This is a genomic window from Aquincola agrisoli (assembly GCF_036621135.1).
Lineage (GTDB): Bacteria > Pseudomonadota > Gammaproteobacteria > Burkholderiales > Burkholderiaceae_C > Aquincola > Aquincola agrisoli.
In genome coordinates this window covers 81,638-106,687 of sequence record NZ_JAZIBG010000003.1, presented here as the reverse complement: position 1 = coordinate 106,687, position 25,050 = coordinate 81,638, and the positions used below count along the sequence as shown (strand labels likewise).

Sequence of the window (25,050 nt, the reverse complement as noted above, 5' to 3'; positions counted from 1 at the left end):
CAACGAATGAGCACCTCCCGCCGCGCCGTCCTCGGCTTCGCCCTTGCTGCCACGGCCGCCCTCGCGGGCGCCGGCCCCGCCCACGCACAGGCCTTCCCGAGCAAGCCGATCCGGGTCTTCGTGCCGTTCCCGCCCGGAGGCGGCACGGACATCATCGCCCGCGAGGTGACGCAGGCCGTCGCGGCCACGACGAAGTGGACCTTCGTGATCGAGAACAAGCCCGGCGCCGGCGGCAACCTGGGGGTGGATGCGGCGGCCAAGTCGCCGGCCGACGGTTACACGCTGGTGCTGGGGCAGACGAGCAACCTGTCGATCAACCCCTCGCTGTACGCGAAGATGCCCTACGACCCGCAGAAGGACCTGGTGCCAGTCGCGCTGGTGGCCGAAGCGCCGATGGTCATCGTGACCGGCGCGTCGTCGCCGTTCAAGACGCTGGCCAAAGCGGTCTCGGCGGGCAAGGCCAAGCCGGGCGCCATCAATTTCGCCTCGGCGGGCAACGGCACGGTGGGACACCTGGCCTCGGAGGTGTTCCAGCGGTCCGCCGACGTCAAGTACCAGCACGTGCCCTACAAGGGCGCGGCGCAGGCCATGACCGACGTGATCAGCGGCCAGGTGGAGCTGTACTTCTCGACGGTGCCCACGCTGCTGGGGCAGATCAAGCAGGGCAAGCTGCGCGCGCTGGCGGTCACGTCGGGCAAGCGGGTCGACGACCTGCCGAACGTTCCCACGCTGGCCGAAGCGGGCTTCAAGGGCGCCGATTCGGTGAGTTGGTTCGGCTTCCTGGCGCCTGCCGGCACGCCGGCCGACGTGGTGGCGAAGCTCAACGCCGAGTTCAACAAGGCGCTGCAGCAGCCGTCGCTGGTCAAGAAGCTCGGCGACGAAGGTGCCGACGTGATCAGCGGCACCCCGGACCAGTTCGCCGCCCTGATCCGCAGCGATGCGGCCCGCTGGGGCAAGGTCGTCAAGGACGCCGGCGTGCGCATCGACTGACCGCCCGCCTTTTCACCTGCAGGAGATTCCCATGAGCCAAGCCGCTGCATTGCCCGACGTGATCCGCGAGATCGAGCGCGTGCCCGCCGATGTCGTCGCCCGCGCCGCCGAGTTCCCTTCTTCCATCCTGGCCGACGTGGCCGGCCGCCGCGGCGCGCTGCACGGGCGCATCCAGGGCCTGTCGCCGGCCATGCGTTTCGCCGGCCCCGCCCTCACCGTGGAAGTGCGCCCCGGCGACAACCTGATGATCCATGCCGCGATGGCGCTGGCCAAGCCGGGCGACGTGATCGTCATCGACGGCAAGGGCGACCTGTCGAGCGCGCTGATGGGCGAGATCATGTCCCAGCAGTGCGTGGCGCTGGGCGTGGCCGCCGTGGTCATCGACGGCGCGGTGCGCGACAGCGAGGCCATCCGCGCGCTGGGCTTCCCGATGTTCGCCGCGGGCCTGAATCCCAACGGCCCGACCAAGTACGTGCCTGGCCGCTTGAACCACCCGATCTCCATCGGCGGCGTCGCGGTGCGCCCGGGCGACCTGGTGGTGGGCGACTGCGACGGCGTGACCGTGATCGAGCGCGAGAAGGCGGCGGCGATGCTGCCGCTGGCGGCCGAGAAGGTGGCCGCCGAGACCAAGCGCATCGCCGGCATCCGCAACCGCGAGGCGCTGCGGCCGTCGTGGCTCGACGCCGCGCTGCGTGCCGCCGGCGTGATCAAGGAAGGGGAGACGCTGTGACGAAGCCCGTCCTCCTCGTCACCGGTGCCGACCTGGCGCCGCAGGCGCTGGCGATCCTGTCGGACTTCCACGTGGTCTATGCCGGCGCCAAGCCGACCGAGGACGACATCGTCGCGCTGTGCCGCACGCACGACCCGGTGGCCATCATCGTGCGCTACAGCAAGGTGGGCGCGGCGGCGATGGACGCGGCGCCGTCGCTGAAGGTGATCTCCAAGCACGGCAGCGGCACCGACACGATCGACAAGCTCGCGGCCGCGGACCGCGGCATCCGCGTGGCGGCCGCCGTGGGCGCCAATGCCGCGGCAGTGGCCGAGCAGGCGCTGGCGCTGCTGCTGGCCTGCGCCAAGTCGGTGGTGCAACTCGACCGGCGCATGCACGCCGGCCACTGGGACAAGGCCACGCACAAGAGCGTGGAGCTGGAAGGCCGCACCATCGGCCTCGTCGGCCTCGGCGCCATCGGGCTGCGGCTGGCGCGCATGGTCGATGCGATGGGCATGCGCGTGCTCGGCTTCGATCCCTACGCGAAGGACCTGCCGGCCTGCGTGCAGCCGGTGGGCCTGGAGACGATCTGGCGCGAGTCGGACGCGATCTCGCTGCACTGCCCGCTGACGGCGGACAACGCCGGGCTGCTGAACGCCGCCACGCTGGCGGCCTGCCGGCGCGGCGTGATCGTCGTCAACACCGCGCGGGGCGGCCTGATCGACGAAGCCGCGCTGCTCGACGCGGTGCGCAGCGGCCAGGTGGCCTCGGCCGGGCTCGACAGCTTCGTGGTCGAGCCGATGGCCGCGGGGCACCCCTTCCATGGCGAGCCGCGCATCGTGCTGAGCCCGCACATCGGCGGCGTGACCGCCGACGCCTACGTGAAGATGGGCGTGGCGGCTGCGAACAACGTGCTCGCCGCGCTGAACGGCTGATCGCGCGACCCCGACCGCGCGACGGACCGCGCGGCTGAACCTCGAACCGGAGACATCCCATGAAGAAGACCGCCCGCCTGGCTGCCGGCGCCCTGGCACTCGGCCTGGCCGCCCTCGCACCCCTGCTCGCACAGGCCCAGGCCTACCCCGCCAAGCCGGTGCGCATCGTCGTGCCCTATCCGCCGGGCGGCGCAGTCGACGCCGTCACCCGCAAGGTCGCGCAGAAGCTCACCGAGCAGACGGGCCAGACCTTCTACGTCGAGAACAAGGCCGGCGCCACCGGCACCATCGGCGCGTCGGAAGTGGCGCGTTCGGCGCCCGACGGCTACACGCTGATGGCCAACGACAGCACCTACTCGCTGCTGCCGCACATCTTCAAGAAGCTGCCCTTCGACCACGGCACCGACCTCGTGCCCGTCAGCACCTTCATGACGGCGCCGATGGCGCTGGTGGTGGCGCAGGACTCGAAGTACAAGACGCTTCAGGCGCTGCTCGACGCCGCGCGCGCCAACAAGGGCGGCCTCACCTACGGCACCGGCGGCGCGGGCACTACGCCGCACTTCTCGAGCGAGGCGCTGGGCATCGCCGCGGGCGTGAGCTTCCTGCACGTGCCGTTCAAGGGCGCGGGCGAGGCGACGCTGGCGCTGCTGTCGGGCACCATCGATTTCCAGATGGCCTCGACGCCCGGCGTGATCGGCCAGGTGCAGGGCGGCAAGGCGCGCCTGCTGGCCATCAGCGGCGACAAGCGGGTGGCGGCGCTGCCCGGCACGCCCACGTTTGCCGAGGCCGGGCTGAAGGGCTTCAGCGTCATCAACTTCACCGGCCTGTGGGCGCCCAAGGGCACGCCCCCGGCGGTGATGGCGCGGCTGCAGAAGGAGGTGGCCGCCGCCGTGGCCTCGGCCGACGTGAAGGCCTACGCCGACGGCCTCGGCGCAGTGCCCGCCAGCGCCGGCACCGAAGCCTTCGCGAAGATGCTGCAGGACAGCACGGCGTACTGGGGCAAGGTGGCCTCCAACACGGCCTTCGAGAAGGAATGAGGGGCGCGGCATGTTCCTGCTGAACCGTCCCGAGGTCCGCGACGCGGAGGTCTTCACGCGCATGCCCGATGCGTTCAGGCGCACCGGTGTGCGCTCGGCCTGGGCCGATGCCAACCGCGGCGGCGAGCCGGTCGACAGCTTCCTCGAGGCGCCGGTGTTCGATGCGCAGGGCATGCTCTACGTGTCCGACATCCCGTTCGGCCGCATCTTCCGCATCGATCCGCAGGGCGCCTGGACGCTGGTGGCCGAGTACGACGGCGAGCCCAACGGCATGAAGTTCCTCGATGCCGGGACGCTGGTGGTGGCCGACTACAAGAACGGCCTGATGCAGGTCGACGTGCGCAGCGGGCGCGTGTCGCCGTTCCTCGAGCGCCGCAATTCGGAGCGGTTCAAGGGCGTCAACGACCTGGCCTTCGACCGGGCAGGCAACCTCTACTTCACCGACCAGGGTCAGAGCGGCCTGCACGACCCGACCGGCCGTGTCTTCCGGCTGCGGCCCGGCGGGCAGCTCGACCTGCTGCTCGACAACGTGCCCAGCCCCAACGGCCTGGTGCTGTCGGCCGACGAGCGCGTGCTGTTCCTGGCCGTGACGCGCGGCAACCAGGTGTGGCGCGTGCCGCTGCAGGCCGACGGCAGCGTGTCGAAGGTCGGCGCGTTCTTCACGTCGTACGGGCCCAGCGGCCCCGATGGCCTGGCGATGGACGAAGGCGGCCGGCTGGTGGTGGCCAACCCGGGGCTGGGCTGTGCCTGGGTGCTCAACCACCGTGCCGAGCCGGAAGTGGTGCTGCGCAGCCCGGCCGGCGCCTCGCTGACGAACGTCGCCTTCGGCGGCCCCGGCCGGCGCACGCTCTACTGCACCGAGTCGACCACGGGCACCGTGTTGCACGCCACGCTGGACGCAGCGGGTCTGCCGGTGCTTGCCGGCGGGTAGCGCCGGCCCCGCAACGGCGCGCGCTACTCCGGCGTGCTCGGCCGCCACATGCCGCGCTGCGCCATCTCGTCGACGATCTGCACGATCAGCGCGGCCACCGCCGACACCGCCTTGGCCGGGCCCTTCTGCCTTGCCATCGCCATCGACACGCTGCGCTGCAGCGACGGCGACACGATGCGCGCCGCCTGCAGCTTGCGTTCCTGCATCTCCTGCCACACGGCGTGCAGCGGCAGCACGGTGTAGAGCCGCTCCTGCTCGACGAGCAGCTTCTGCAGCGGCAGGGAGTCGGCCTCGATGGCCGGGGCCAGCGTGATGCGCTCCTGCCGCGCCATCGCATCGAGCGCGGTGCGCAGGCCATTGGGCGCGCTGGGCAGGATGAAGGGCAGCTCGTGCAGCGAGGCGAACGGCACCTCGGCGGCCGTGGTGAGCGTGTCGCCGCGCGCGCCGATCAGGTAGCTGTCGACGGTGGCCAGCGCCTGCTCATGCTCGGGCAGCGAGGCACCGTAGCGGTAAAGGATCGCGATGTCGACCCGTGCATCGGCCAGCCACTCCTCGACCTGCCCGCTGGAGCCTTCGAGGATCTTCAGGTGCACGCCGGGGTGGCGGCTGCGCACCTCGGTGAAGAGCCGGCCGACCAGCGGGTGGCCGATCGAGGGCAGCGAGCCGAGCGTGACGCGGCCGGTCAGCTCGCGTGCCTCGCCGCGGATCTCACGCTCGAGCTGCTCGGCGTCGGCCAGCAGCGCGCGCACCTGCGGAAAGATGCGCCGGCCCACTTCCGACAGCTCAACCCCGCGGCCCGTGCGCGTGAACAGGCGCGCCCCGCACTCACGCTCCAGCGCGTTGAGCTGCCGGCTCAGCAGCGACTGGTTGCTGTCGAGGAAGAGGGCGGCGCGTGTCAGGCTCCCCAGCTCGCCGATGGCGAGGAAGGTGCGCCATTTGTGCAGGTCGGCGGCGATATCGAGCTGGAATCCGGTGGCCTTGGGGGTCTGCATCAGGGCGATTCTGCCCGCCCTGCCTGCGCTCACTCCCAGCGGATGCCCAGTGCTTTCACCAGGGTGGCCGAGCGTGCGCTTTCCTGCTGCAGGAAGCTTGCGAACGCGGCCGGCGTGCTCACCACCGCCTCGGCGCCTTCCTGGTCGATGCGCGCGGCCACCTCGGGCAGGCGCACCACCTGCGCGATGGCGTCGCGCAGCCGGGTGAGCAGCGCGGCCGGCGTGCCGGCGGGCGCCACCATGCCGTGCCAGTTGGCGATGGTGAAGCCCGGCAGGCCCGCCTGAGCGGCGGTCGGCACCTCGGGCAGCTCGCTCACCCGTGCCGGGCCCGCCACCGCCAGGGCGACCAGGCGGCCGGCCGCGATGTGCGGGCGCACCAGCGTGATGTCGGAGACCATCAGCTCCACCTGGCCGGCCAGCAGGTCGTTCAGCGCCGGACCCGAGCCCTTGTAGGGCACGTGCACGATGTCGATGCCGGCCTCGCGCTTGAGCAGCTCGCCGCCCAGGTGCGGCACCGTGGCGTTGCCGGCCGAACCGAAATTGAGCCGGCCCGGCTCCGCCTTGGCCTTGGCGACCAGGGCCTGCAGCGTCTTCACGCCGACGTTCGGGTGGGCGACCAGGATCTCCGGCACCGCGACCACCTGCGTCAGCGGCGCCAGGTCCTTCAGCGGATCGAAGGGCATGTTCTTCGCGATGTGCGGCGCCACCGTGAGCGCGCCGGCCAGCGAATAGCCCAGCGTGTAGCCGTCGGGCCGCGACTTCACCACCTCGCCGAGGCCGGTGACGCCGCCCGCCCCGGCGCGGTTCTCGACGATCACCGTCTGTCCCAACACCTTGGCCAGGCCGTTGCCGACGAGGCGGCACATCGCGTCGGCCGAGCCGCCCGGGGCCAGCGGCACGATGATGCGCAGCGGCTTGTTCGGGTAGCCGCCGTCCGCCGCCCAGGCGCCGGGGTGGCAGGTAGCCAGCGCGGCGGCGGCGCCGCCGGCGAGGATCGATCGGCGTTGTGGATTCATCGCGTCGCCTTCCTTCCTCAGAACACGTGCTTGATGCCCGCCGCGAGCAGCGAGGTGGTGGCGCCCGTGCTCACGCCGCTGTACGAGTTGACCGCGTCGGACACCGCGTAGGTGGAGCCGCGCTCGTTCTTCAGACGCGAGTAGCCGGCGTACAGGTCGGTGCGCTTGGACAGCGAGTGCACGTAGTTGATGCTGAACTGGGTGAGGTCGTAGTTGCGCGAGGTGCGGTCGTCGTAGCGCTTGATGGAGGCGGCGACCTTGCCGGCCGCCCCGGCGCGCACCGTGCCGCCGACGAGGTAGCTGCGGTACTTGCGGCTGAAGACGCTGCTCGCGCTGGCCGGCGCCGTGGCCGTGCGCGAGCCCTCCCACGCACCGGACTGCACGATGGCCGACAGCGAGAAGGCGCCGAACTCGTGGCGCACCGCGGCGGTGGTCGCGCGGTCCTCGTCGGTGTCGGCGGCGTTGGCCACGCGGGCATGCGACAGACCGGCCGTCGTGCCGCCGCTGCGGTAGAGCAGGTTGAAGCCCTTGGACTTGCGGGCACCGCCCGCTCCGCCTTCGCCGGCCGAGAGCTGCAGCCGCAGCGACAGGCCGCCCCAGGTGGGCGAGAGGTAGTTGATCGCGTTGTCGTTGCGGGCCGCCGTCGTGGCGGCGGAGCCCGTCCACAGGCTGCTGCTCGCGGTGCCGATGCCCAGGCCCATCGGGTCGACCGGCTGCACCAGGTAGAACGCCGGCGCGTAGTCCCGGCCCATCTCGATGGCACCCCACGGCCCGCCCAGCGCCACCAGCGCCTTGCGGCCGAAGATGCGGCCGCCCTGGCCGAGCTGCCCGTTGTCGAGCGACAGGCCGCCTTCCAGCGTGAAGTAGGCGCGGTGGCCGCCGCCCAGGTCCTCGGTGCCGCGGAAGCCCAGCCGGCTACCGAAGAGGCAACCGCTGTTCAGCGCGTTCAGGTGGTTGGCGCCGAGGTCGGCGCGGGCCAGGCAGGCGTCCACCAGGCCGTAGATCGTCACGTTGCCGGCCGCGGTGCCCTGTGCAAGGGCCGGTGTGGCCAGGCCTGTCCCGAGGGCGAGGACGCAGGCGGCAGCGGCGGTGGTGTCGAAGTGTCTCTTCATGGAGGTTGTTCTCGTGGTCGGGGAAAAATCCGGGATCAGGGAGCTTCGCAACGGAAGTTCGCGGCGTCGTCGACGCTGCCGGCGCCCGTGTAGCGGGCGATCAGCGGGTACGCGCAGATCGGGCGGGTGCGGCCGGGGAAGCTGGCGCCGGTGGCCGTCAGCGTGGTGGGCGCGACGCCCTTCTCGACCCAGTCGTACAGCGCGGTGACCGGGTCGAAGCGGTCCAGCGCCTTGCCGCCGCGGCAGTGCTCCATGCCCGGCACGTTGAAGAAGCGTGCGAAGCGCTGCGTGGCCTCGAGCCCGCCGTTGGCGGCGACCAGCTCGCGGTACCAGCGGTTCACGCCGGCCGGGTTGACGAGCGAGTCGCTCAGGCCGGTGTAGACGATGGTCTTGCCGCCGCGGGCCTTGAATCCCTCGTAGTTCGTGCCGTTGGTGGTGGTGTAGGCGGCCGAAGCCAGCATGGTGGCCGGGTCGCGGTCGAAGTCGAACGAGAAGTAGTCGAAGTCCGGCACCGGCGGCGTCATGAAGACGTAGCGGATCGACTGGTTGGTGAACTTGGCCGAGTTGGGCGTGGCGGTGGTGGAGGTGCCGAGCTGGTTGGTGCGCCAGCCGGCGATGCCGGTGTCCCACGGGTAGGGCGGGTAGAGCTGCTGGCCGGCGCTGTTCTTCGGGCCCTGCATCACGCGGGTGAAGGCGCCCACCTGGGCGGCCGAGAGGCAACCGTCCTGCTTCGCGCCGGTGCATTGCAGCGCGGCCACGTCGTAGGTGCAGGCACCGTAGTGCTCGATCAGGCCGTCGGCCGCGCCGTCGAGGGCGTCGCACTTGGCGAGCACGCCGTCGGCGATGAGCTTGAGGTCGCTGTCCGAGTAGGCGCGGCTGAGGATCTTCGCGCCGTTGGCATCGGCCGGCGCGATGGCCCGGAACTCCTGCAGGATCTGCATCGAGGCGATCTGCGCCACGTGCTGCTCCAGGATCGGCGCGCCCGACACCACGCCGTCGAAGTAGGTGGGGAAGCGCTGCGACATCATCATGCCCTGGCGCCCGCCGCCGGAGCAGCCCACGTAGTACGAATACGCCGGGGCCTTGCCGTAGAACCGCGCCACCAGGTCCTTGGCGAGCACGGTCACCTTGTCCATCGCGTTGTAGCCCCAGTCGATGCGGGCCTGCGGGTCGAGTCCGAACGTGGCGTCGCGGGTGCTGGTGCCGGTGTGGCCCATGTTGCTGGTGACCACCGCGGCCCCCTGCGCCAGCGCCGGCACCACGCCGTCGCGCAGCGTGCCGAAGGCCTGCGGGATGGTGCCGTCGACGCCGCCGCCGCCCTGGAACTGGAAGCGGCCGTTCCAGTCGAGCGGCAGCCGCAGCTCGAAGCCGATGCCGTAGCGCACGCCCGCGGCGCCGATGCGCGGCGCGATCTCGCCGGTCACCAGGCAGTGGGCCGGCATGCGGACCGCGTCGGTGCCCGTGGCTCCCTGCTCGACATGCACCGCGCTCTGGATCACCGTGTTGGCAAAGTCCAGCTTCTGCAGGGCGGTGCAGTCGGGCGCGAGCGCGGCAGGGGAGGCGGGTTCGTCGCCGCCGCCGTCGCCGCCGCAGGCGGTGGCGCACAGCAGCACGGCGCACGCCGAGGCGTGCAGTCTGAATCTGTTCAAGGCTTGTCTCCAGTCGTTGTCGTGGCCCGCCGCAGCAACCTGGGGGGCAGCGGGACTCTAGGAATCGCGGGCCGCGTCAGCCAGGGGGCCGGGGCGCAAAGCTGAATTGCGCGGAACGCATAGCTGTTGCATAGCTGAATTGCTTCCCGGCGCGCTTACCGCGCGGCGCGCGCGGCGCGACACTGCGGGGGTTGAAAGAGCCGTCAAGGAGACATCCCATGCTCAGCAAGATCGCGGCCGCCTGCGCCTTCACCCTCGGTGCCGTGGCCCTGTCCGCCGCCCATGCGCAGGCCGCCTGGCCCAACAAGACCATTCGCCTGGTCGTGCCCTATTCGGCCGGCGGCCCCACCGACGCCATCGCGCGGCTGGTGGCCCGGCAGGTGGGCGCGGCGCTCAACCAGACCATCGTGGTCGACAACAAGGCCGGCGCTGGCGGCACCATCGGTGTCAACGACCTGGCCCGTTCGGCGCCCGACGGCTACACCTTCGCGCTGGTGGCGCCCGGCCCGCTGGCCGGCATGCCCAACCTGATGAAGGTGCCCTACGCGCCGACCGACGTGCAGTACCTGACGCTGGTGGCCCGCATCCCCTCGGTGATCGTCGCCGGCAAGGACGTGCCCGTCGGCACGCTGCCCGAGCTGGTGGCGGCCGCCAAGGCCGCACCGGACAAGTTCAACTACAGCTCCGCCGGCCCGGGCACCACGCCGCACATCGGCTTCGAGCTGCTGAAGCAGCAGGCGCAGATCAACGTGCAGCACGTGCCCTACAAGGGCGCCGCGCCGGCGGTGACGGGCGTGCTCGGCGGCGAGGTGCAGTTCGCGATGGTGGACCTGCTGCCAGTGCTGCCGCACGTGAAGGCGGGGACGCTGAAGGTGCTGGCGGTGGCGGGCGACACCCGTGCGCCGCAGGCGCCGCAGGTGCCGACGACCAAGGAGCTGGGCCTGCCGGGCGTCAAGATGGACACGCTGTACGGCGTCATCGCCCCGAAGGGCCTGCCGGCCGACATCCAGAAGAAGTTCCGCGACGCGGTGGTGGCCGCGGTGCAGTCGCCCGAGCTGAAGAACCAGTTCCTGGAGCAGGGCGCGGTGGCGCTCACCTCCACGCCCGAGGAGTACCGCAAGCTGATGCAAGCGGAGTCCGACAAGTGGCGCGAGGTCGTCAGCAAGGGCCACATCACGTTGGAATAGCCCACCCCCGCTGCGCCTGCTTCGCGGCGCCTGGATACCCGCTCTGACTCATCGGAGGCGTAATGCAAATTGCCGACGTCCGCATCACGCCCTGCACGCAGGGCCTGAAGGATCCGACCTGGAAGTTCGCGCGCGCCAAGGTGCCGCAGCTCGAGGGCTGGCTGCTCACGCTGGTGGACGAGGACGGCCGGGAAGGCCTGGCCTATGCCCATGCCATCCCGGCCATCACCACGCAGGGCAGCGGCGCCGAGGCCTCGCTGCGCCACCTGGCGCCGATGCTGCAGGGCCGCCGCATCGACAGCCTCGCCGAGGTGATGGAGGAGATCGACGCCGCGCTGAACTACAACGCCAGCGTCAAGGCCGCCATCGACATGGCGCTGCACGACCTGCTGGCCCGCCGCCTCGGCGTGGCGGTGAACGTGCTGCTGGGCGGCCGCTTCCGCGACCGGGTGGCGCAGGCGCGCATCCTCGCGATCAAGTCTCCCGATGAGATGGCGGCCAAGGCGCGCGAGCTGGCCGAGGAAGGTTACGGCCAGCTCAAGCTGAAGCTCTCGGGCGACACGCCGCTCGACGTGGCCCGCATCGCGGCCGTGCGGCAGGCGGTGGGCGACGGCGTGGCGCTGACGCTCGACCCGAACCAGTCGTACACCGCCAAGCAGATGATCTCGGCCTTCGCGCGGATGGAGCGCTACGACATCGCGCTGATCGAGCAGCCCGTGCCCGCGGCGGACTGGGCCGGCCTCGCGCTGGTGACGCGCACGCTGCCCGTGGCGGTGGAGGCCGACGAGAGCGCGCAGACCGTGCACGACGTGTTCCGCCTCGTCAGCGAGCGGATGGTGGACGTCATCAACCTCAAGGTCACCAAGCTCGGCGGGCTGCGGCGCTTCGTCGAGGCCGTGCGGATCTGCGAAGCCGGCGGCGTGACCTGCCGCGTGGGCGCGGCGTTCGGGCCCGCGCTGCTGCAGTCGATGAGCCTGCAGGCCGCCAGCGTCGTGAAGCAGCTGCCGTTTGCATGCGAGCTGTCGGAACACCAGCACCTGCTGGACGACCCCTTCACGCCGCTGCCGGTGGTGCAGGGCGCCATCGCGCTGCCCCAGGCGGCGGGCTGCGGCGTGACGCTCGCGCCGCGCTGAGCGGCCACCAGCGGGGCGGGGCGCGGGATGCGCTCCCGGCCCGGCGTGATGGGGGTTACCCCATCAGTGATGACCCTGGTCGTTGATTTTTTATCCTTGATTGCAATCAAGGCAATTGAGGGGCGCCAAACCTATTCTGGCCCTGCCAATGCAATGCAACGGCACTCAAAAAACCTCGATTCAAGGAGATCACCATGACCGTCGTCTACACCCGCACCGGTACCCCCAACGGTGGCAAGCAAGGCGAAGCGCTGGCCTACTTCCGGGCTCGCGCTGCCGCCATCAAGCAGCAGTACGGCATTGCGCCCGAGGTCAAGGTCCGCGTCGGCGGGCCGGTGGGCCAGGTGATCATGATCTCGCGCCTGAAGGACCTGGCCGAGTTCGAAGCGACCAAGCGTCGCGTGATCGCCGACACCGCCGAAGGCAAGATCCCCACCGCGCCGGAAGGCGTGTTCGCCTCGGGCGACGACGCGCTGTGGCTCGAGCTGTGACCTGCGCCTGATCGGCGCCCAGGCCGGCACGAGACCCGGACGCAGAGCCGGGCGGTGCCGGCCGGCGGCCGTCGCCACGGCGCGCCCGTGGCGGCTTTGCCGCCCAGAACAATAAATGCTCAGGGAGACAACCCATGCCCTCCACCGATGTCTGCGCCTTGGCAGACAAGGCTTCCTTCAACCGTTTCCATGGCGGCGTGCTGATGTGGTGCGCGCTGATCATCGTGTTCGACGGCTACGACCTCGCCGTCGCCGGCATCGCGCTGCCGTCCATCATGAAGGAGTACGGCGTCGACGCCACGCAGGCGGGTTTCATGGTCAGCTCGGCGCTCTTCGGCATGATGTTCGGCAACGTCGTGTTCGGCACGCTTGCCGACAGGATGGGCCGCAAGCCGGTGATCGCCGCCTGCATCGCGATCTTCAGCCTGTTCACCGCCGCCGCGGGCTTCGCGACCGACCCGCTCACCTTCAGCTTCCTGCGCTTCCTCGCGGGCGTGGGCATCGGCGGTGTCATGCCGACCGTGATCGCCCACATGACGGAGTACGCACCGCAACGCATGCGCAGCACGCTGGTCACGCTGATGTTCAGCGGCTATTCGCTCGGCGGCGTGCTGGCGGCGTTCCTCGGCAAGCACCTGATCGAGAGCTACGGCTGGCAGTCGGTGTTCATCGCCGCGGGACTGCCGGTGCTGCTGATCCCGTTCATGTGGTTCCAGCTGCCCGAATCGATGCTGTTCCTCATCCGGCGGCGCCGCTTCGACGAGCTGCGCGGCATCCTGGCCCGCCTGTCGCCCGGCTACCGCCCGCAGGAGGGCGAGCAGTTCGTCGTGCCCAGCAAGGAGCGCGCGGCCGGCACGCCGGTGGGTGCGCTGTTCGCCGACGGCCGCGGCCTGAGCACGCTGGCGTTCTGGCTCAGCTGCTTCCTGTGCCTCTTCATGGTCTACGCGCTGAGCTCCTGGCTGACCAAGCTGATGTCGAGCGCCGGCTACAGCCTGGGGTCGGCGCTCACCTTCGTGCTGGTGCTCAACCTCGGGGCGATGGCCGGTGCCATCGGCGGCGGCTGGCTGGCCGACCGGTTCCACATCAAGCACGTGCTGACGGCGATGTACCTGATGGCGGCCGTCTCGATCACGCTGCTGGGCGTGGAGCTGCCGAAGCCGGCGGTGTTCGCGCTCGTCGCGCTGGCGGGGGCCTCGACCATCGGCACGCAGATCGTGCTGGCCGCCTACGCGGGCCAGTTCTATCCGGCGTCGATCCGCACGACGGGCGTCGGCATGATGCTCGGCGTGGGCCGCGCGGGCGCGATCGCCGCGCCCATCCTGATCGGCGCGCTCGTGGGCATGTCGCTGCCGCTGGCGCAGAACTTCCTCGCGATCGGCATCCCCGGCGCCATTGCCGCGCTGTCGATCCTGTTCGTCAACCACGCCCGGGCGTCCACCGCCTGAGCGCCAGCCGGACGCCGCCGCGGTGCGGGGCGGCGCCGCCTTACGATCGGGGCCTGGATCGAGAGGCGGGGAGAGCCTGATGCTGATGCCAACCAAAGCCACCGCGGCTCAGCTGTTGCGGAACGTGCCGTTGTTCAGCCATGCAAGGCAGGAAGACCTGGAGGCCCTGGCCACCCAGGTCTGCCGCGTGGAGGCCAAGCGCAAGGAGGTCCTGTTCCGGCAGGGCGACCGCTGCGACGGCTTCCACGTGGTTGTCTACGGCAAGATCAAGATGTCGCTGCTGTCGTGGCACGGCACCGACCGGCCCATCCAGCTCATCGGGCAGGGCGGCTGCTTCGGCGACATCACCATGCTCAACGGGGAGGGCTACTTCCTCAACGTGCAGGCGCTGGAGGATTCGCTGTTCCTCTACCTGCCGCGCGAGGCCATCGTGAGGCTGATCGAGCGCGACAGCGCGTTTGCGATGGCGATGCTGCGCAGCCTGTCGTCGCGCGTGAAGGGCATCGTCGACGACATCGAGTCGTATTCGCTGCAGCCGCCGGCGCAGCGCCTGGTGCACTACCTGCTGCGCCAGCTGCCGGCCGACGGCCTGAAGACCGCGCAGATCGAGCTGACGCTGTGCAAGAACGTGGTGGCGGGCCACCTGAACCTCACGCCCGAGACGCTGTCGCGCTGCTTCAAGGAGCTGACCGACGGCGGCCTGCTGGCGGTGGCGGGCCGGCGCCTCGTCATCCACGACGTCGACCGGCTCAGCGCCTTCGCCCGCGTGCGGGCCACGCGCTGAGTCAGGGAGGGAGGGTGCGGGCCCAGCGGTCGACGGCCGCGGCCACGGCCTGCGGCTGCTCGGGCAGCAGGGCGTGGCTGGCGCCTTCGATCACCTCGACCGTGACGAGCGGGCCGAGGGCGTCGCGCAGTTCGTTGCGGCTGTCGGCGGGGCGCCAGGGGTCCTCGGACGCCTGCAGGTCGAGCAGCGGCACCGTGCTGGCCGGCCACCAGGCGGCCTTGGGGGGGGAGCTGCCGGCGGCGCGGTAGGCCGCGCGCCACTGCGGGTACCAGCCCTGCAGCCATTCGGACGGATCGCTTGCTGCGGCGAAGAACGCGCGGCGCAGCGCCTGCAGCCGGTCGGGCTCGGCCTGTGCCGGGTCGGCGGCGACGTCGAGCGCGCCGGTGAGTCCGGGCGGGAAGGTCCGTGCCGCCGCGCCCAGCAGCGCCACGCCGCGCACCTGACGCGGGTGGTCCATCGCGGCCACGCGCGCCACGAAGTGGCCGAAGGCGTGGCCGGCCAGCACCGCACGGCCGCCGCCCAGCGCGTCGACGACCTGCACCACGTCGTGCGCCAGCACATGCAGGTCCAGCCCGTCCATCGGGCCGGTGCTGCAACCCATGCCGCGCGGCTGGGGGCGCAGCACGCGCCAGCCGAGCCCGGCGAGCGCCGCAGCGAACACGTCGCAGTCCAGCGAGTCGCGCAGCGACGACGGCAGCAGCACCAGCGCGGGATGCGGCCTGCCGGTGGCGGCCGGCTGGTCGATCACCACGTCGATCCGCACCGCGCGGCCCTGCGTGTCGTGCAGCGGCAGCAGGCAGCGCTCGCGTTGGACCGCGCCGCCGCCCGCCCCGTCGGAGGGCCGGCCCGCGCTCAAGGCGCCCGGCTTCACTCGTTGGTGGCGCCGGAGCGCTTGACGATCTCCGCCCACTTGGGCAGTTCGCTGCGGATGAGGTTGCCGAATTCGGCGGGCGAGCCGAACGTGGGCTCGATGCCCAGCGCGACCAGCTGCTGGCGCAGCGCCGGCGTGGCCATCGTGCGGCCCAGCGCGGCGTGCAGCACCTGCACCACGCTGGCGGGCGTGCCCGCCGGCGCCATCACGCCGAGCCAGTTCGAGACGTCGTAGCCCTTGAGGCCGGCCTCGCTCAGCGTGGGCACCTGGGGCAGCGCGTTCATGCGGTTCACCGAGGTCACCCCCAGGGCGTGCACGCGGCCGCCCTTGATGTGCTCCTCGTAGACGGTGTAGGAGTCGAAGGTCATGTCCACCCGCCCGGCCAGCACGTCGGTGAGCAGCGGGGCGCTGCCCTTGTACGGCACGTGCAGCAGGTCGACGCCGGCCATCGATTCGAACAGCGCGCCGGACAGGTGGCTGGAGCTGCCGTTGCCGGCGGAGCCGTACGACAGCGCGCCCGGCTTGGCCTTGGCCAGCGCGATCAGGTCGGCCACGTTGCGTGCCGGCACCGAGGGCCCGACCACCAGCACGCGCGGCGTGATGTGGGTCAGGCTGATGGGCGCGAAGTCCTTCACCGGGTCGTAGCGCAGCTTGGGGTACAGCGCGGGGTTGATCGCGTGCGTGCCCATCGTGGCGAAGAACAGCGTGTAGCCGTCGGCCGGCGACTTGGCCGCGGCCTCGGCCGCCGGGGCGCCGCCCGCGCCGCCGCGGTTGTCGATGATCACTTGCTGGCCCAGCTCCTCGCCCAGCCGCTGCGCCATGCCGCGCGCCATCAGGTCGGCGGCGCCGCCCGCCGGGAACGGCACGATCAGCCGCAGCGGCTTGTCGGGGAACGCCGCGGCCGCGACGTGCGAGATGCCGGCCAGCAGCAGGGCCGCTGCGACGCGGCGACGACCGATCTTCATGTGTTTGTCTCCGACTTAGAGTGATGCCGGAGGATTCTGGGCGCCGCCCGCCGGCCGGGGCAATGCCGGCGGTGCGCATAGCTGCTATGTGCGCGGCAGCGCAGGCCGCCGGCCGGATCAGTCGGAGATGCGGCTCAGCAGCAGCCGCGTGTACATCGTCATCGCCATCACGTCGTGCACCTGCGCGGTGGGGTGCAGGATGTCCCAGAACAGCACGGGCGGCAGCGGGGCGTCCAGCGGCACGTCGATGCAGGTGGCGGTGTTGCGGAAGAGGCAGTCGACCGCGCCGGTGCCGGGCGCGATCATTTCCAGCGCCGGCGGCGACACGCTGACCACGCCGGTGCTGACCAGCACCTCGCCGACCTTGTAGATGTCGGCCTGCACGATGCTGACGCGGTGCAGCGAGCTGGAGAGGTTGCGCAGGGTCTGCGCCAGCAGGTTGTTGTGCGCCTTGGTCAGCTGGGTGAGCGCGGCGCCCTGGCCCTGTGCCTGCGCCATCGGCGAGAGGCCGAGGTCCGGCAGGTTGGGAACGAGGAACTTGCGGGCGCCCAGTGCATGCAGCGTGCGGATCGCCTGCGCGATGTTGGCCACGACCGGACCGGGCGATGTCTGGCCGGTGGCGCCGTAGTCGTTGCCGCCGGCCCAGACCACGTAGAGCGCGTTGGCCGGGGCGGGCTTGTTGCCCAGCGCCGCGCTGAACAGGCCGACCTGGCCCAGCACGCCGGGCACGATGAAGCCGCCGGGCGTGGCGTTGGAGGCGCCTGTCGCGGCGCCGCCGAACGCGAAGTTCACCGCACCGCGCTTGGGGATGCTGCGGTCGAGCAGGAACGGGCGGACCGTCGCGAGCTTGTTCAGCGACACCGCCTTCCACAGCGACTCGACCGCCACCGGCCCGTTCGAGAAGCGGCCCTGGTAGTAGGTGGCGTAGGGGCTGTCGGAGGGCGGGATGGCCGGCACGAGGCCCTGCTGCCGCGTGGCGAGCATCACGTTGCCGGTATCGGACAGGCTGTCGCCGAAGACGAACATCGTGTCGAACTTCGGCAGCGTGGCCCGGCTGGCCGTCGCGAACATGGCCACGACCAGCAGCAGCATGACGCGAAGGAGGGTTCGGAACTGCATGGAGAAGGCTCCTCGGGGGTGATATGGGGGGCGGGCCGGCGTGCGGCATGCGGCGGCCGGAACCCCCGGCATGGTAAGCCGGTGGGCAGGCGTTGGCGCGTACCGCCGGACCGTCAGGAATTGCCTTCTAGGGGGTGCTTCGGCGGGCGCACCGGCCTGCTGTTACATCACGGTGGCATGCGGGTGCTGCGGATGGTCGAGCGTGTCGGCCAGCAGCCGCAGCGCCCGGTCGCAGGCGTCGAGCGGCGCGGGGCCGCCCAGGCAGATGCGCATCGCATCGGGTGGATTGCCGTCGGTGCTGAAGGCCGCGCTCGCCACCACCGCCACGCCCTGCGTGCGCAGGTACGAGGCGCACTCGACGATGTTCCAGTCGCACGCCAGCGGCAGCCAGAGGTGGAAGCACTCGGGGTGGCCCGCCACGCCCCAGCGGCCCAGGTGGTCCATCGCCAGGGCATGGCGGCGGCGGCACTCGTCCCGGATCGCTTCCAGCACCGCGTCGGCCGTGCCGTCCTGCACCCAGCGCGTGGCGAGGGCGTTGGTCACGGGAGAGGCCATGACCGTGGTGGCGCGCAATGCGCCTGCCAGGCGCTGCGCGAGGCGCACGTTGGGCGCGAGCACGTAGGCGTTGCGCAGCCCCGCGCCCAGGCACTTCGAGAAGCCGGTGATGTAGTACGTGACGTCGGGCGCCAGGCAGGCCAGCGGGCGCGGCAGCCGCTCGGTGGGCAGCATCGCATAGGCATCGTCCTCGACGATGGGCACGCTGTAGCGCAGCGCGACGTCGACCAGCGCCTCGCGGCGTGCGCGGCTCATCGTGATCGTCGTCGGGTTCAGCAGCGTCGGGTTGCAGTACACGGCCTTCGGCGACAGCGTCTTGCAGGCGTGCTCGAAGGCCTCGACGTCGGGGCCGTCGTCGTCCAGCGGCAGCGCATGCAGCTGCACCCCGAGCTGCGTGGCGATGGCCTTCAGGCCCGGGTAGGCCAGGGCGTCGACGCAGATCAGCTCGCCCGGCCGCGCGAGCTGCGACAGCAGCGCGGTGAGCACGCTGTGGATGCCGGGGCACACCAGCAGCCGGTCGGCGGTGGCGTTGGGCAGCCGCCGGCGCAGCCAGTGGGCGCCGGCCTCGCGGTCGGCAGGCGTGCCGCCGAAGTCCTGGTAGCGCAGCAGGCCGTACAGGTCGCACTGCGCCATCACCTCCGCCGCGCTCTCGTGCATGCGCGCGAGCAGCGCCGCGTCCGACGGCTCGGGCGGCAGGTTCATCGTCATCTCCGCGCCGCTGCCGCCGCGCAGCGGCAGGGCCGGCGCCTTGCCACGCACGAAGCTGCCATAGCCCGCGCGCGAATCGATCAGCCCGCGCTTGCGCGCCTCGGCATAGGCCCGCGCGACGGTGGTGTAGTTCAGGTGCAGGTCTTCGGCCAGCTCGCGCAGCGTGGGCAGGCGGTCGCGTGCCGCGAGGCGGCCGTCGCGCAGGTCCTCGGCGATCAGGTCGGGGATCGCGAGGTAGGCGGGGCGCTCGGTCGCGAGCAGCCGCTTGCGCCAGTGGGCAGTGGGCTTGGTCATCGGGCTGCAGGCAGGTTGATCGGGTTCAAGCGTGGCATTGATTGCATTCGCCATGCCAGCCCGGCGGCGTCCGCAGGCCCTCCGCGCGTACAGGCTTGGTGCAGTCGATCCCGTTGATCGGGTGCATTGATCGCATGGCCTGCGCCTCTGGCCGGTGCGGCCGGGGCGAGCTGCACGCGTCGTCCGGCACGGCCGGACGGCCGCTCAAAAATTTACGAATGGCCGGGCCGCGCATCCGTGTTGATTGATCGGCCATTGATCGCATCGATCGCATGCCGCCGTGGCACATCGCGTGCAAAGGGAGGAGGGCGCGGCCGCCCCGGCCCGCAGCCTCAACCCCACGCCACCACGGAGTACGCCATGCCCAAAGTCACCCGCCCTGCCAACGAGAAAGGCGAGCACCTCGTCGACTACGAAGAGAAGGTCTTCGAGGACGTGAAGGCCGAGCCCGGCGAGAAGGCACTGGTCACCTTCCACACCGTGGCGTTCGAAGGCTCGATCGGCTTCGTCAACCTGTTGCAGGCCACGCGGCTGCAGCGCAAGGGCTTCGAGACCAGCGTGCTGCTGTACGGCCCCGGCGTCACGCTGGGCGTGAAGCGCGGCTTCCCGACGCTGGGCGACGAGGCCTTCCCCGGCCACCAGAACTTCAACAACCAGATCGCCAAGTTCATCGCCGAAGGCGGCAAGGTGTATGCGTGCCGCTTCGCGCTGCAGGCGCTGTACGGCCACGGCGAAGGCGCGCTGATCGAAGGCATCCGCCCGATCAACCCGCTCGACGTGCTTGACATCATCCTGCTGCACCGCAAGAGCAACGCGTTCATCCTCGACACCTGGACGCTGTGAGGCGGGCTGCAGCATGACCACCATTCGCGCTGCGGCCGTGCAGATCGCGCCGGACTTCGACGCGATCGACGGCACGCTGAACCGGGTCTGCGAGGCCATCGACGGCGCCGCCTCCAAGGGCGCGCAGATCGTCGTGTTCCCCGAGACCTTCGTGCCCTACTACCCGTACTTCTCGTTCGTGCTGCCGCCCTGCCAGCAGGGCGCGCCGCACCTCGCGCTGATGGAGCGGGCGGTGGTGGTGCCAGGGCCGGTGACGCAGGCGGTGGCCGATCGCGCCAGGGCGCGCGGCGTGGTCGTGCTGCTGGGCGTGAACGAGCGCGACCACGGCAGCCTCTACAACACGCAGCTGCTGTTCGACGCCGACGGCACGCTGAAGTTGAAGCGCCGCAAGATCACGCCCACCTACCACGAGCGCATGGTGTGGGGCCAGGGCGATGGCGCCGGCCTGCGCGTGGCCGAGACGGCCGTGGGCCGCGTCGGGGCGCTGGCCTGCTGGGAGCACTACAACCCGTTGGCCCGCTATGCGCTGATGGCGCAGCACGAGGAGATCCACTGCGCGCAGTTCCCCGGCTCGCTGGTGGGGCCCATCTTCGCGGAGCAGATGGCGGTGACCATCCGCCACCACGCGCTCGAATCGGGCTGCTTCGTCATCAACGCCACCGGCTGGCTCACCGATGCGCAGATCGCCGCGGTGACGCCCGACGCCGGCCTGCAGCGCGCGCTGCGCGGCGGCTGCCACACGGCCATCGTGTCGCCCGAGGGCAAGTACCTCGCCGAGCCGCTGAACGAAGGCGAGGGCATGGTGATCGCCGACCTCGACATGGCGCTGATCACCAAGCGCAAACGGATGATGGATTCGGTGGGCCACTACGCCAGGCCCGAGTTGCTGAGCCTGGCGATCGACAGCCGGCCGGCCGCGCCGATGTTCCCGATGCCCGGCACCGAGCCGGTCACCGCCCCTGCAATTTCGAACGGGAGTAACGCCCATGACCATGCCGACACCCCAGCCCTCCACGCCGTCGGCGGCCGCGCGGCAGCTGATGACCGAGCTGCAGTCGTCCGGGCTGCGGCTGCTTGACCCCGGCGCGGGCGCGCCCAGCCGCCGCGGCGGCGCGGGGCCGTCCGACCACAAGGCCGTCACCGTCGACGGCCACACGATCATGGTGCCGGTGCACACGTCGAGCGCGTGGCAGTCGCCCTTCGTGGCCGACGCGCCCGATGCCGGCGGCGCCAGCCTGCTCAAGCGCGGCAGCATCCCGATCGCGCGCATCGAGTTCCCGAAGGTGCCGCGCTTCTATGCGCTGCAGACGCTGGACGGCGTGCCCTATTCGCACATCGCCACGCTGCACGGTGCCGACGTGCTGGCCACCACGGTGTTGCAGACCTGCATCCGCTACGAGAGCCGGCGCAAGGCCTGCCAGTTCTGCGCGATCGGCCAGTCGCTGGCCGCCGGCCGCACCATCGCCCACAAGACGCCGGCGCAACTCGCCGAGGTGGCGCGCATGGCCGTGCTGCTCGACGGCGTGAAGCACATGGTGATGACCACCGGCACGCCGCCCGGCGACGACCGCGGCGCGAAGGTGCTGGCCGAGAGCGCCTTCGCCATCCAGGCCGGGCTGCCGGCCGGGCGCGAACTGCCGCTGCAGGGCCAGTGCGAGCCGCCCGACGACGACCGCTGGTTCGACCGCATGAAGGCCGCCGGCATCGACACGCTGGGCATGCACCTCGAAGCCGTGAGCCCCGCGGTGCGCGAGCGCATCATGCCGGGCAAGGCCACGGTGCCGGTGTCGCGCTACCTGTCGGCGTTCGAGGCCTCGGTCAAGGTGTTCGGCCGCGGCCAGGTCAGCACCTACATCCTCGCCGGCCTGGGCGACACGCGCGAGGAGATCCTCGCGATGTGCGAGACGCTGGTGGGCCTGGGCGTGTACCCGTTCGTGGTGCCCTTCGTGCCCATCGGCGGCACCCCGCTCGAAGACCATCCGGCGCCCGATGCCGGGTGGATGAAGTCGATCCTGGAGCCGCTGGGCGCGATGGTGTCGCGCGCCGGCATCCGCTCGGCCGACATCAAGGCCGGCTGCGGCAAGTGCGGCGCGTGCTCCTCGCTGTCGCAGTACGAGACGGCCGACGTGCAGCGGGAGGTGGTGGCATGAGTGCCGCCGCGTCGCCCGTGGCCTGGGCCTTCGAGCCGCTCGACGTCCCAGCCTTCGTGGCCTGCGAGTTCCGCGTGAAGTGGGCCGCGGGTGATTGGGAGCGTGGCGAGGCGATGGCGCTGCGCCGCGCCGTGTTCTGCGAGGAGCAGGGCGTGTTCGAGGGCGACGACCTCGACGCGATCGACCCGCAGGCGCAGACGCTGGTGGCGCTGTCGCAGATGGGCGGCATGCCCGACCAGGTGGTGGGCACCGTGCGCATCCACCAGGCCGAGCCCGGCCTGTGGTGGGGCTCGCGCCTGGCCGTGCATGCCGCCTTCCGCCACCACGGCCGCATCGGCGCGACGCTCATCCAGCTGGCGGTGGCCAGCGCGCACGCCCGCGGCTGCCGCGTGTTCCTGGCCCACGTGCAGCAGCAGAACGTGCCGCTCTTCGAACGGCTGCACTGGCAGGCACTGAAGGAAGAGACGCTGCACGGCCGGCCGCACATGCTGATGCAGGCCGACCTGTCGCACTACCCGCCGTGCCTCGATGTCTATACAGGTTACGTGAGCCGCAGCGGCGCAGGCCGGAGGCCGGCATGACGCCCGCCGAGCGCCTGTGCATCGCGCTGCGCGAGAGCCGCGGCTTTGCCCACAAGCGCGGCATCGGCGACGCGATGGCCGCATTGTCGAACGCCGCTGCGGTGCCGCCCGGGCTGCTCGGCGTGCCCAACGGCGACGACTGCGCCGCGATCGCCGACGGGGCCGGCGGCCACCTGCTGCTGGCGATCGAGGGCTTCGTCGAGGACTTCGTCGAGCAGGAGCCCTGGTTCGCCGGCTACTGCGGCGTGATGGTCAACGTGAGCGACGTGTATGCGATGGGCGGTCGGCCGATCGCGGTGGTCGATGCGCTGTGGAGCGCGGGCACCGAGGCCGCCGGGCCGCTGATGCAGGGCATGGCCGAGGCCTCGCGCCGCTACGGCGTGCCGGTGGTCGGCGGCCACAGCAACCATCGCAGCGCGCGGTCACAGCTGTCGGTGGCCATCCTCGGCCGCGCGCAGCGGCTGCTCAGCAGCTTCGACGCCCGGCCCGGCGACGTGCTGCTGGCCGCCGTCGACCTGCGCGGCCACTGGCAGGAGCCGTATCCGTACTGGAACGCCTCCACCGAGGCGCCGGCCGAACGACTGCGCGGTGATCTCGACGTGCTGCCCGCATTGGCCGAAGCCGGCCTGGCCGACGCGGCCAAGGACATCAGCATGGCCGGCGCGATCGGCACCGCGCTGATGCTGCTCGATTGCTCGCAGGCCGGCGCCTGCATCGATGCCGACGCGGTGCCGCGGCCCCGCAGCATCGCGGCCGACGACGATGCCGCCATGCTGCGCTGGCTGACCGCCTTCCCCAGCTACGGCTTCGTGCTCAGCGTGCGGCCCGCGCAGGCGGATGCGGTGCGCGAGCGCTTCGCGGCGCGCGGCATCGCCTGCGCGGCGATCGGCCACGTCACCGCAGCGCCGCAGGTGCGGCTGCGGCACCGCGACGGCGAGGCGCTGCTGTGGGACCTGGGCGAGCGGCCGTTCATCCTTGCGCCGCGGGAGGCGGGCCATGGCTGAACACGCTGCGCGGCGCATCGCGCTGCTGACACATTCGGTGAACCCGCGCGGCGGCGTGGTGCACGTGCTGGAACTCGGCCGTGCGCTGCAGGCCGCGGGCCATGAGGTCACGCTGATCGCGCCCGCCGCACGCGGCCAGCGTTTCTTCCGTGAGACGCCTTGCCGCGTGTCGCTCGCACCGCTGGTGCCGCAGGCCGATGGCACGGCGCTCGCGGACGGCGTGCGCGCACGCATCGACGCCGTGCGGTCGCACCTGCGGGCGCTGCTGCGGCACCAGCACTTCGACGTGCTGCACGCGCACGACGGCATCGGCGCCAACGCGCTGGCCGATCTGCAGGCCGAGGGCCTGATCGACGGCTACGTGCGCACGGTGCACCACGTCGACCGTTTCGCCGACGCGCAGGTGCAGGCGTGGGAGGAACGCTCGCTGCGCGAGGCGCGGCTGCTGTTGTGCGTGAGCGCGCTGTGGCGCCGGCGGCTGCGCGAGCAGCACGGCCTGGCCGCGCACGAGGTGCGCAACGGCGTGGACCCGGTGCGCTTCTCGGCCGCGCCGCAGCCGGCCGACGCCGCCGTGGCGCACGAGCTCGGGCTGTGGCTGGCGGATGCCGAAGCCGCGCCCCGGCCCGCCGCCGGCGGACGGCCGGCCTCGCCCCTCGTGCTCACGGTGGGCGGCATCGAGCAGCGCAAGAACACGCGCCGCACGCTGCAGGCCTTCGCCCGCCTGCGACGGCAGCTGCCGCGCGCGCAGCTGGTCGTGGCCGGCGGCGCGAGCGTGCTCGACCATGCCGGCGAAGTCGCCGCCTTCCATGCGGAAGCTGCCGCGGCGGGCCTGGCCATCGGCCCGGGCCGGCCCGTCGTGCTGCTCGGTCCCGTGCCCGATGCCGGGATGCCCGCGCTCTACCGCAGCGCCGACGTGCTGGCGATGCCGTCGCTGCTGGAAGGCTTTGGCCTGGCCGCGCTGGAGGCGCTGGCCTGCGGCACGCGTGCCGTGGTGTCGCGCATCGCTCCGTTCACCGAGCACTTCGGCGACGGCGACGTGCACTGGGCCGACCCGCTCGACGCCGACTCGATCGCCGATGCGCTGCGCGCGGCGGTGGCGCTGGGCCGGCGCGCACCGCCCGCGGTCTGCAGCCGCTTCGGCTGGGCCGAGAGCGCGCAACACCACCTGGCGCTGTATGGCAGCCCGGTGCGCGATACGGCACCTGCGCGCGAAGCCGCCTGACCGATCTTCCATTCAGCCCGACCCGAGACCGCCATGCCTGCCATGCACTACCGCCTCCGCTGGCCCGATGCCAGCGAATCGACCTGCTATTCGCCGTCGCTGGTGATCCGCGACTACTTCGAGCCCGGCGGCAGCTACGCGCTGCCCGAGTTCCTGCGCCGCGTGCGCGAGGCCACGCAGATCGCCTCCGACCGCGTGGCCGCGAAGTACGGCTTCGCGTGCTCGCGTGCCGCCGACCAGCTCGACGTCATCGAGGCGCAAGCCGCGCGCTTCACCGACCAACCCGACGCCCGCGTGCAGATGCTGGCCTTCCAGGAGTAGCCCGCC

Annotated in this window: 25 protein-coding genes; 17 read left to right on the top strand and 8 right to left on the bottom strand. The window is 71.5% G+C overall.

Features of this window, described 5'->3' with window-relative positions; genetic code table 11:
* The first annotated feature begins 6 nt into the window (after window positions 1–6).
* Genes V4F39_RS00980 through V4F39_RS00960 form a run of 5 tightly spaced genes read left to right on the top strand, consistent with a single transcriptional unit; the run spans window position 7 to window position 4,602 of the window.
* Window positions 7–990, top strand: a complete 984-nt coding sequence (locus tag V4F39_RS00980; protein WP_332287357.1) for a Bug family tripartite tricarboxylate transporter substrate binding protein — start codon at window positions 7–9, stop codon at window positions 988–990.
* A 31-nt stretch (window positions 991–1,021) separates the two neighbouring features.
* Complete coding sequence (locus tag V4F39_RS00975) at window positions 1,022–1,720, top strand: RraA family protein (protein WP_332287356.1); 699 nt, start codon at window positions 1,022–1,024, stop codon at window positions 1,718–1,720.
* Window positions 1,717–2,634 carry an NAD(P)-dependent oxidoreductase gene (locus V4F39_RS00970; RefSeq protein ID WP_332287355.1) on the top strand — a complete coding sequence of 306 codons (918 nt, stop codon included), beginning with the start codon at window positions 1,717–1,719 and terminating at the stop codon, window positions 2,632–2,634. The genes V4F39_RS00975 and V4F39_RS00970 overlap by 4 nt, the downstream gene beginning before the upstream one ends.
* A gap of 59 nt (window positions 2,635–2,693) precedes the next feature.
* On the top strand, window positions 2,694–3,671 hold the full coding sequence (locus V4F39_RS00965) for a tripartite tricarboxylate transporter substrate binding protein (protein WP_332287354.1): 978 nt from the start codon (window positions 2,694–2,696) through the stop codon (window positions 3,669–3,671).
* A 10-nt stretch (window positions 3,672–3,681) separates the two neighbouring features.
* Window positions 3,682–4,602, top strand: a complete 921-nt coding sequence (locus V4F39_RS00960) for an SMP-30/gluconolactonase/LRE family protein (RefSeq protein ID WP_332287353.1) — start codon at window positions 3,682–3,684, stop codon at window positions 4,600–4,602.
* 23 nt (window positions 4,603–4,625) lie between these two features.
* Here V4F39_RS00960 and V4F39_RS00955 read toward each other — a convergent pair whose 3' ends face one another.
* From V4F39_RS00955 to V4F39_RS00940, 4 genes are read right to left on the bottom strand one after another with little or no spacing between them, the layout of a single operon-like run.
* Window positions 4,626–5,594: a LysR substrate-binding domain-containing protein gene (locus V4F39_RS00955; RefSeq protein ID WP_332287352.1), complete on the bottom strand. Its 969-nt coding sequence runs from the start codon at window positions 5,592–5,594 to the stop codon at window positions 4,626–4,628.
* A 29-nt stretch (window positions 5,595–5,623) separates the two neighbouring features.
* On the bottom strand, window positions 5,624–6,610 hold the full coding sequence (locus tag V4F39_RS00950) for a Bug family tripartite tricarboxylate transporter substrate binding protein (RefSeq protein WP_332287351.1): 987 nt from the start codon (window positions 6,608–6,610) through the stop codon (window positions 5,624–5,626).
* A 17-nt stretch (window positions 6,611–6,627) separates the two neighbouring features.
* Entirely contained in the window at window positions 6,628–7,722 is a 1,095-nt protein-coding gene (locus tag V4F39_RS00945) for a porin (RefSeq protein ID WP_332287350.1), read from the bottom strand.
* 35 nt (window positions 7,723–7,757) lie between these two features.
* On the bottom strand, window positions 7,758–9,371 hold the full coding sequence (locus tag V4F39_RS00940) for a DUF6351 family protein (RefSeq protein WP_332287349.1): 1,614 nt from the start codon (window positions 9,369–9,371) through the stop codon (window positions 7,758–7,760).
* A gap of 218 nt (window positions 9,372–9,589) precedes the next feature.
* Between V4F39_RS00940 and V4F39_RS00935 the strand changes: the two genes are divergently transcribed.
* The 5 genes from V4F39_RS00935 (at window position 9,590) to V4F39_RS00915 (ending at window position 14,411) form a co-directional block, all read left to right on the top strand.
* A complete protein-coding gene (locus V4F39_RS00935; protein WP_332287348.1) occupies window positions 9,590–10,558 on the top strand; it encodes a Bug family tripartite tricarboxylate transporter substrate binding protein in 969 nt (322 codons plus the stop codon).
* A 62-nt stretch (window positions 10,559–10,620) separates the two neighbouring features.
* Window positions 10,621–11,691: a mandelate racemase/muconate lactonizing enzyme family protein gene (locus tag V4F39_RS00930; protein WP_332287347.1), complete on the top strand. Its 1,071-nt coding sequence runs from the start codon at window positions 10,621–10,623 to the stop codon at window positions 11,689–11,691.
* Window positions 11,692–11,885: 194 nt separating this feature from the next.
* The gene (locus tag V4F39_RS00925; protein ID WP_332287346.1) at window positions 11,886–12,182 is read left to right on the top strand and encodes a hypothetical protein; all 297 of its coding nucleotides are present in this window, start codon (window positions 11,886–11,888) and stop codon (window positions 12,180–12,182) included.
* 134 nt (window positions 12,183–12,316) lie between these two features.
* Complete coding sequence (locus V4F39_RS00920; protein ID WP_332287345.1) at window positions 12,317–13,627, top strand: MFS transporter; 1,311 nt, start codon at window positions 12,317–12,319, stop codon at window positions 13,625–13,627.
* Between the two features lie 79 nt (window positions 13,628–13,706).
* Complete coding sequence (locus V4F39_RS00915) at window positions 13,707–14,411, top strand: Crp/Fnr family transcriptional regulator (RefSeq protein WP_332287344.1); 705 nt, start codon at window positions 13,707–13,709, stop codon at window positions 14,409–14,411.
* A gap of 1 nt (window position 14,412) precedes the next feature.
* On the opposite strand, the gene V4F39_RS00910 is transcribed toward V4F39_RS00915, so the two are convergent.
* The 4 genes from V4F39_RS00910 to V4F39_RS00895 all read right to left on the bottom strand — a co-directional run bounded on the left by V4F39_RS00910 (window position 14,413) and on the right by V4F39_RS00895 (window position 18,923).
* The gene (locus V4F39_RS00910) at window positions 14,413–15,282 is read right to left on the bottom strand and encodes an alpha/beta fold hydrolase (protein WP_332287343.1); all 870 of its coding nucleotides are present in this window, start codon (window positions 15,280–15,282) and stop codon (window positions 14,413–14,415) included.
* On the bottom strand, window positions 15,279–16,247 hold the full coding sequence (locus tag V4F39_RS00905; protein ID WP_332287342.1) for a Bug family tripartite tricarboxylate transporter substrate binding protein: 969 nt from the start codon (window positions 16,245–16,247) through the stop codon (window positions 15,279–15,281). The genes V4F39_RS00910 and V4F39_RS00905 overlap by 4 nt, the downstream gene beginning before the upstream one ends.
* Window positions 16,248–16,364: 117 nt before the next feature.
* Window positions 16,365–17,366 (bottom strand): SGNH/GDSL hydrolase family protein, encoded by a 1,002-nt coding sequence (locus tag V4F39_RS00900; protein ID WP_332287341.1) that lies wholly within the window; start codon window positions 17,364–17,366, stop codon window positions 16,365–16,367.
* Between the two features lie 162 nt (window positions 17,367–17,528).
* Window positions 17,529–18,923, bottom strand: a complete 1,395-nt coding sequence (locus V4F39_RS00895) for an aminotransferase-like domain-containing protein (protein ID WP_332287340.1) — start codon at window positions 18,921–18,923, stop codon at window positions 17,529–17,531.
* A 360-nt stretch (window positions 18,924–19,283) separates the two neighbouring features.
* On the opposite strand from V4F39_RS00895, the gene V4F39_RS00890 reads away from it, so the two are divergent.
* From V4F39_RS00890 to V4F39_RS00860, 7 genes are read left to right on the top strand one after another with little or no spacing between them, the layout of a single operon-like run.
* Window positions 19,284–19,766 carry an MSMEG_0572/Sll0783 family nitrogen starvation response protein gene (locus V4F39_RS00890; protein WP_332287339.1) on the top strand — a complete coding sequence of 161 codons (483 nt, stop codon included), beginning with the start codon at window positions 19,284–19,286 and terminating at the stop codon, window positions 19,764–19,766.
* Between the two features lie 13 nt (window positions 19,767–19,779).
* On the top strand, window positions 19,780–20,844 hold the full coding sequence (locus V4F39_RS00885) for a Nit6803 family nitrilase (RefSeq protein ID WP_332287338.1): 1,065 nt from the start codon (window positions 19,780–19,782) through the stop codon (window positions 20,842–20,844).
* Window positions 20,807–21,916 (top strand): MSMEG_0568 family radical SAM protein, encoded by a 1,110-nt coding sequence (locus V4F39_RS00880; protein ID WP_332287393.1) that lies wholly within the window; start codon window positions 20,807–20,809, stop codon window positions 21,914–21,916. Before V4F39_RS00885 ends, V4F39_RS00880 begins: the two co-directional genes overlap by 38 nt.
* Complete coding sequence (locus tag V4F39_RS00875) at window positions 21,913–22,497, top strand: MSMEG_0567/Sll0786 family nitrogen starvation N-acetyltransferase (protein WP_332287337.1); 585 nt, start codon at window positions 21,913–21,915, stop codon at window positions 22,495–22,497. The genes V4F39_RS00880 and V4F39_RS00875 overlap by 4 nt, the downstream gene beginning before the upstream one ends.
* The gene (locus V4F39_RS00870) at window positions 22,494–23,501 is read left to right on the top strand and encodes a sll0787 family AIR synthase-like protein (protein ID WP_332287336.1); all 1,008 of its coding nucleotides are present in this window, start codon (window positions 22,494–22,496) and stop codon (window positions 23,499–23,501) included. The genes V4F39_RS00875 and V4F39_RS00870 overlap by 4 nt, the downstream gene beginning before the upstream one ends.
* Window positions 23,494–24,723 carry an MSMEG_0565 family glycosyltransferase gene (locus tag V4F39_RS00865; protein WP_332287335.1) on the top strand — a complete coding sequence of 410 codons (1,230 nt, stop codon included), beginning with the start codon at window positions 23,494–23,496 and terminating at the stop codon, window positions 24,721–24,723. The genes V4F39_RS00870 and V4F39_RS00865 overlap by 8 nt, the downstream gene beginning before the upstream one ends.
* Before the next feature lie 33 nt (window positions 24,724–24,756).
* Entirely contained in the window at window positions 24,757–25,044 is a 288-nt protein-coding gene (locus V4F39_RS00860) for an MSMEG_0570 family nitrogen starvation response protein (protein WP_332287334.1), read from the top strand.
* The last annotated feature ends 6 nt before the right edge of the window (window positions 25,045–25,050 follow it).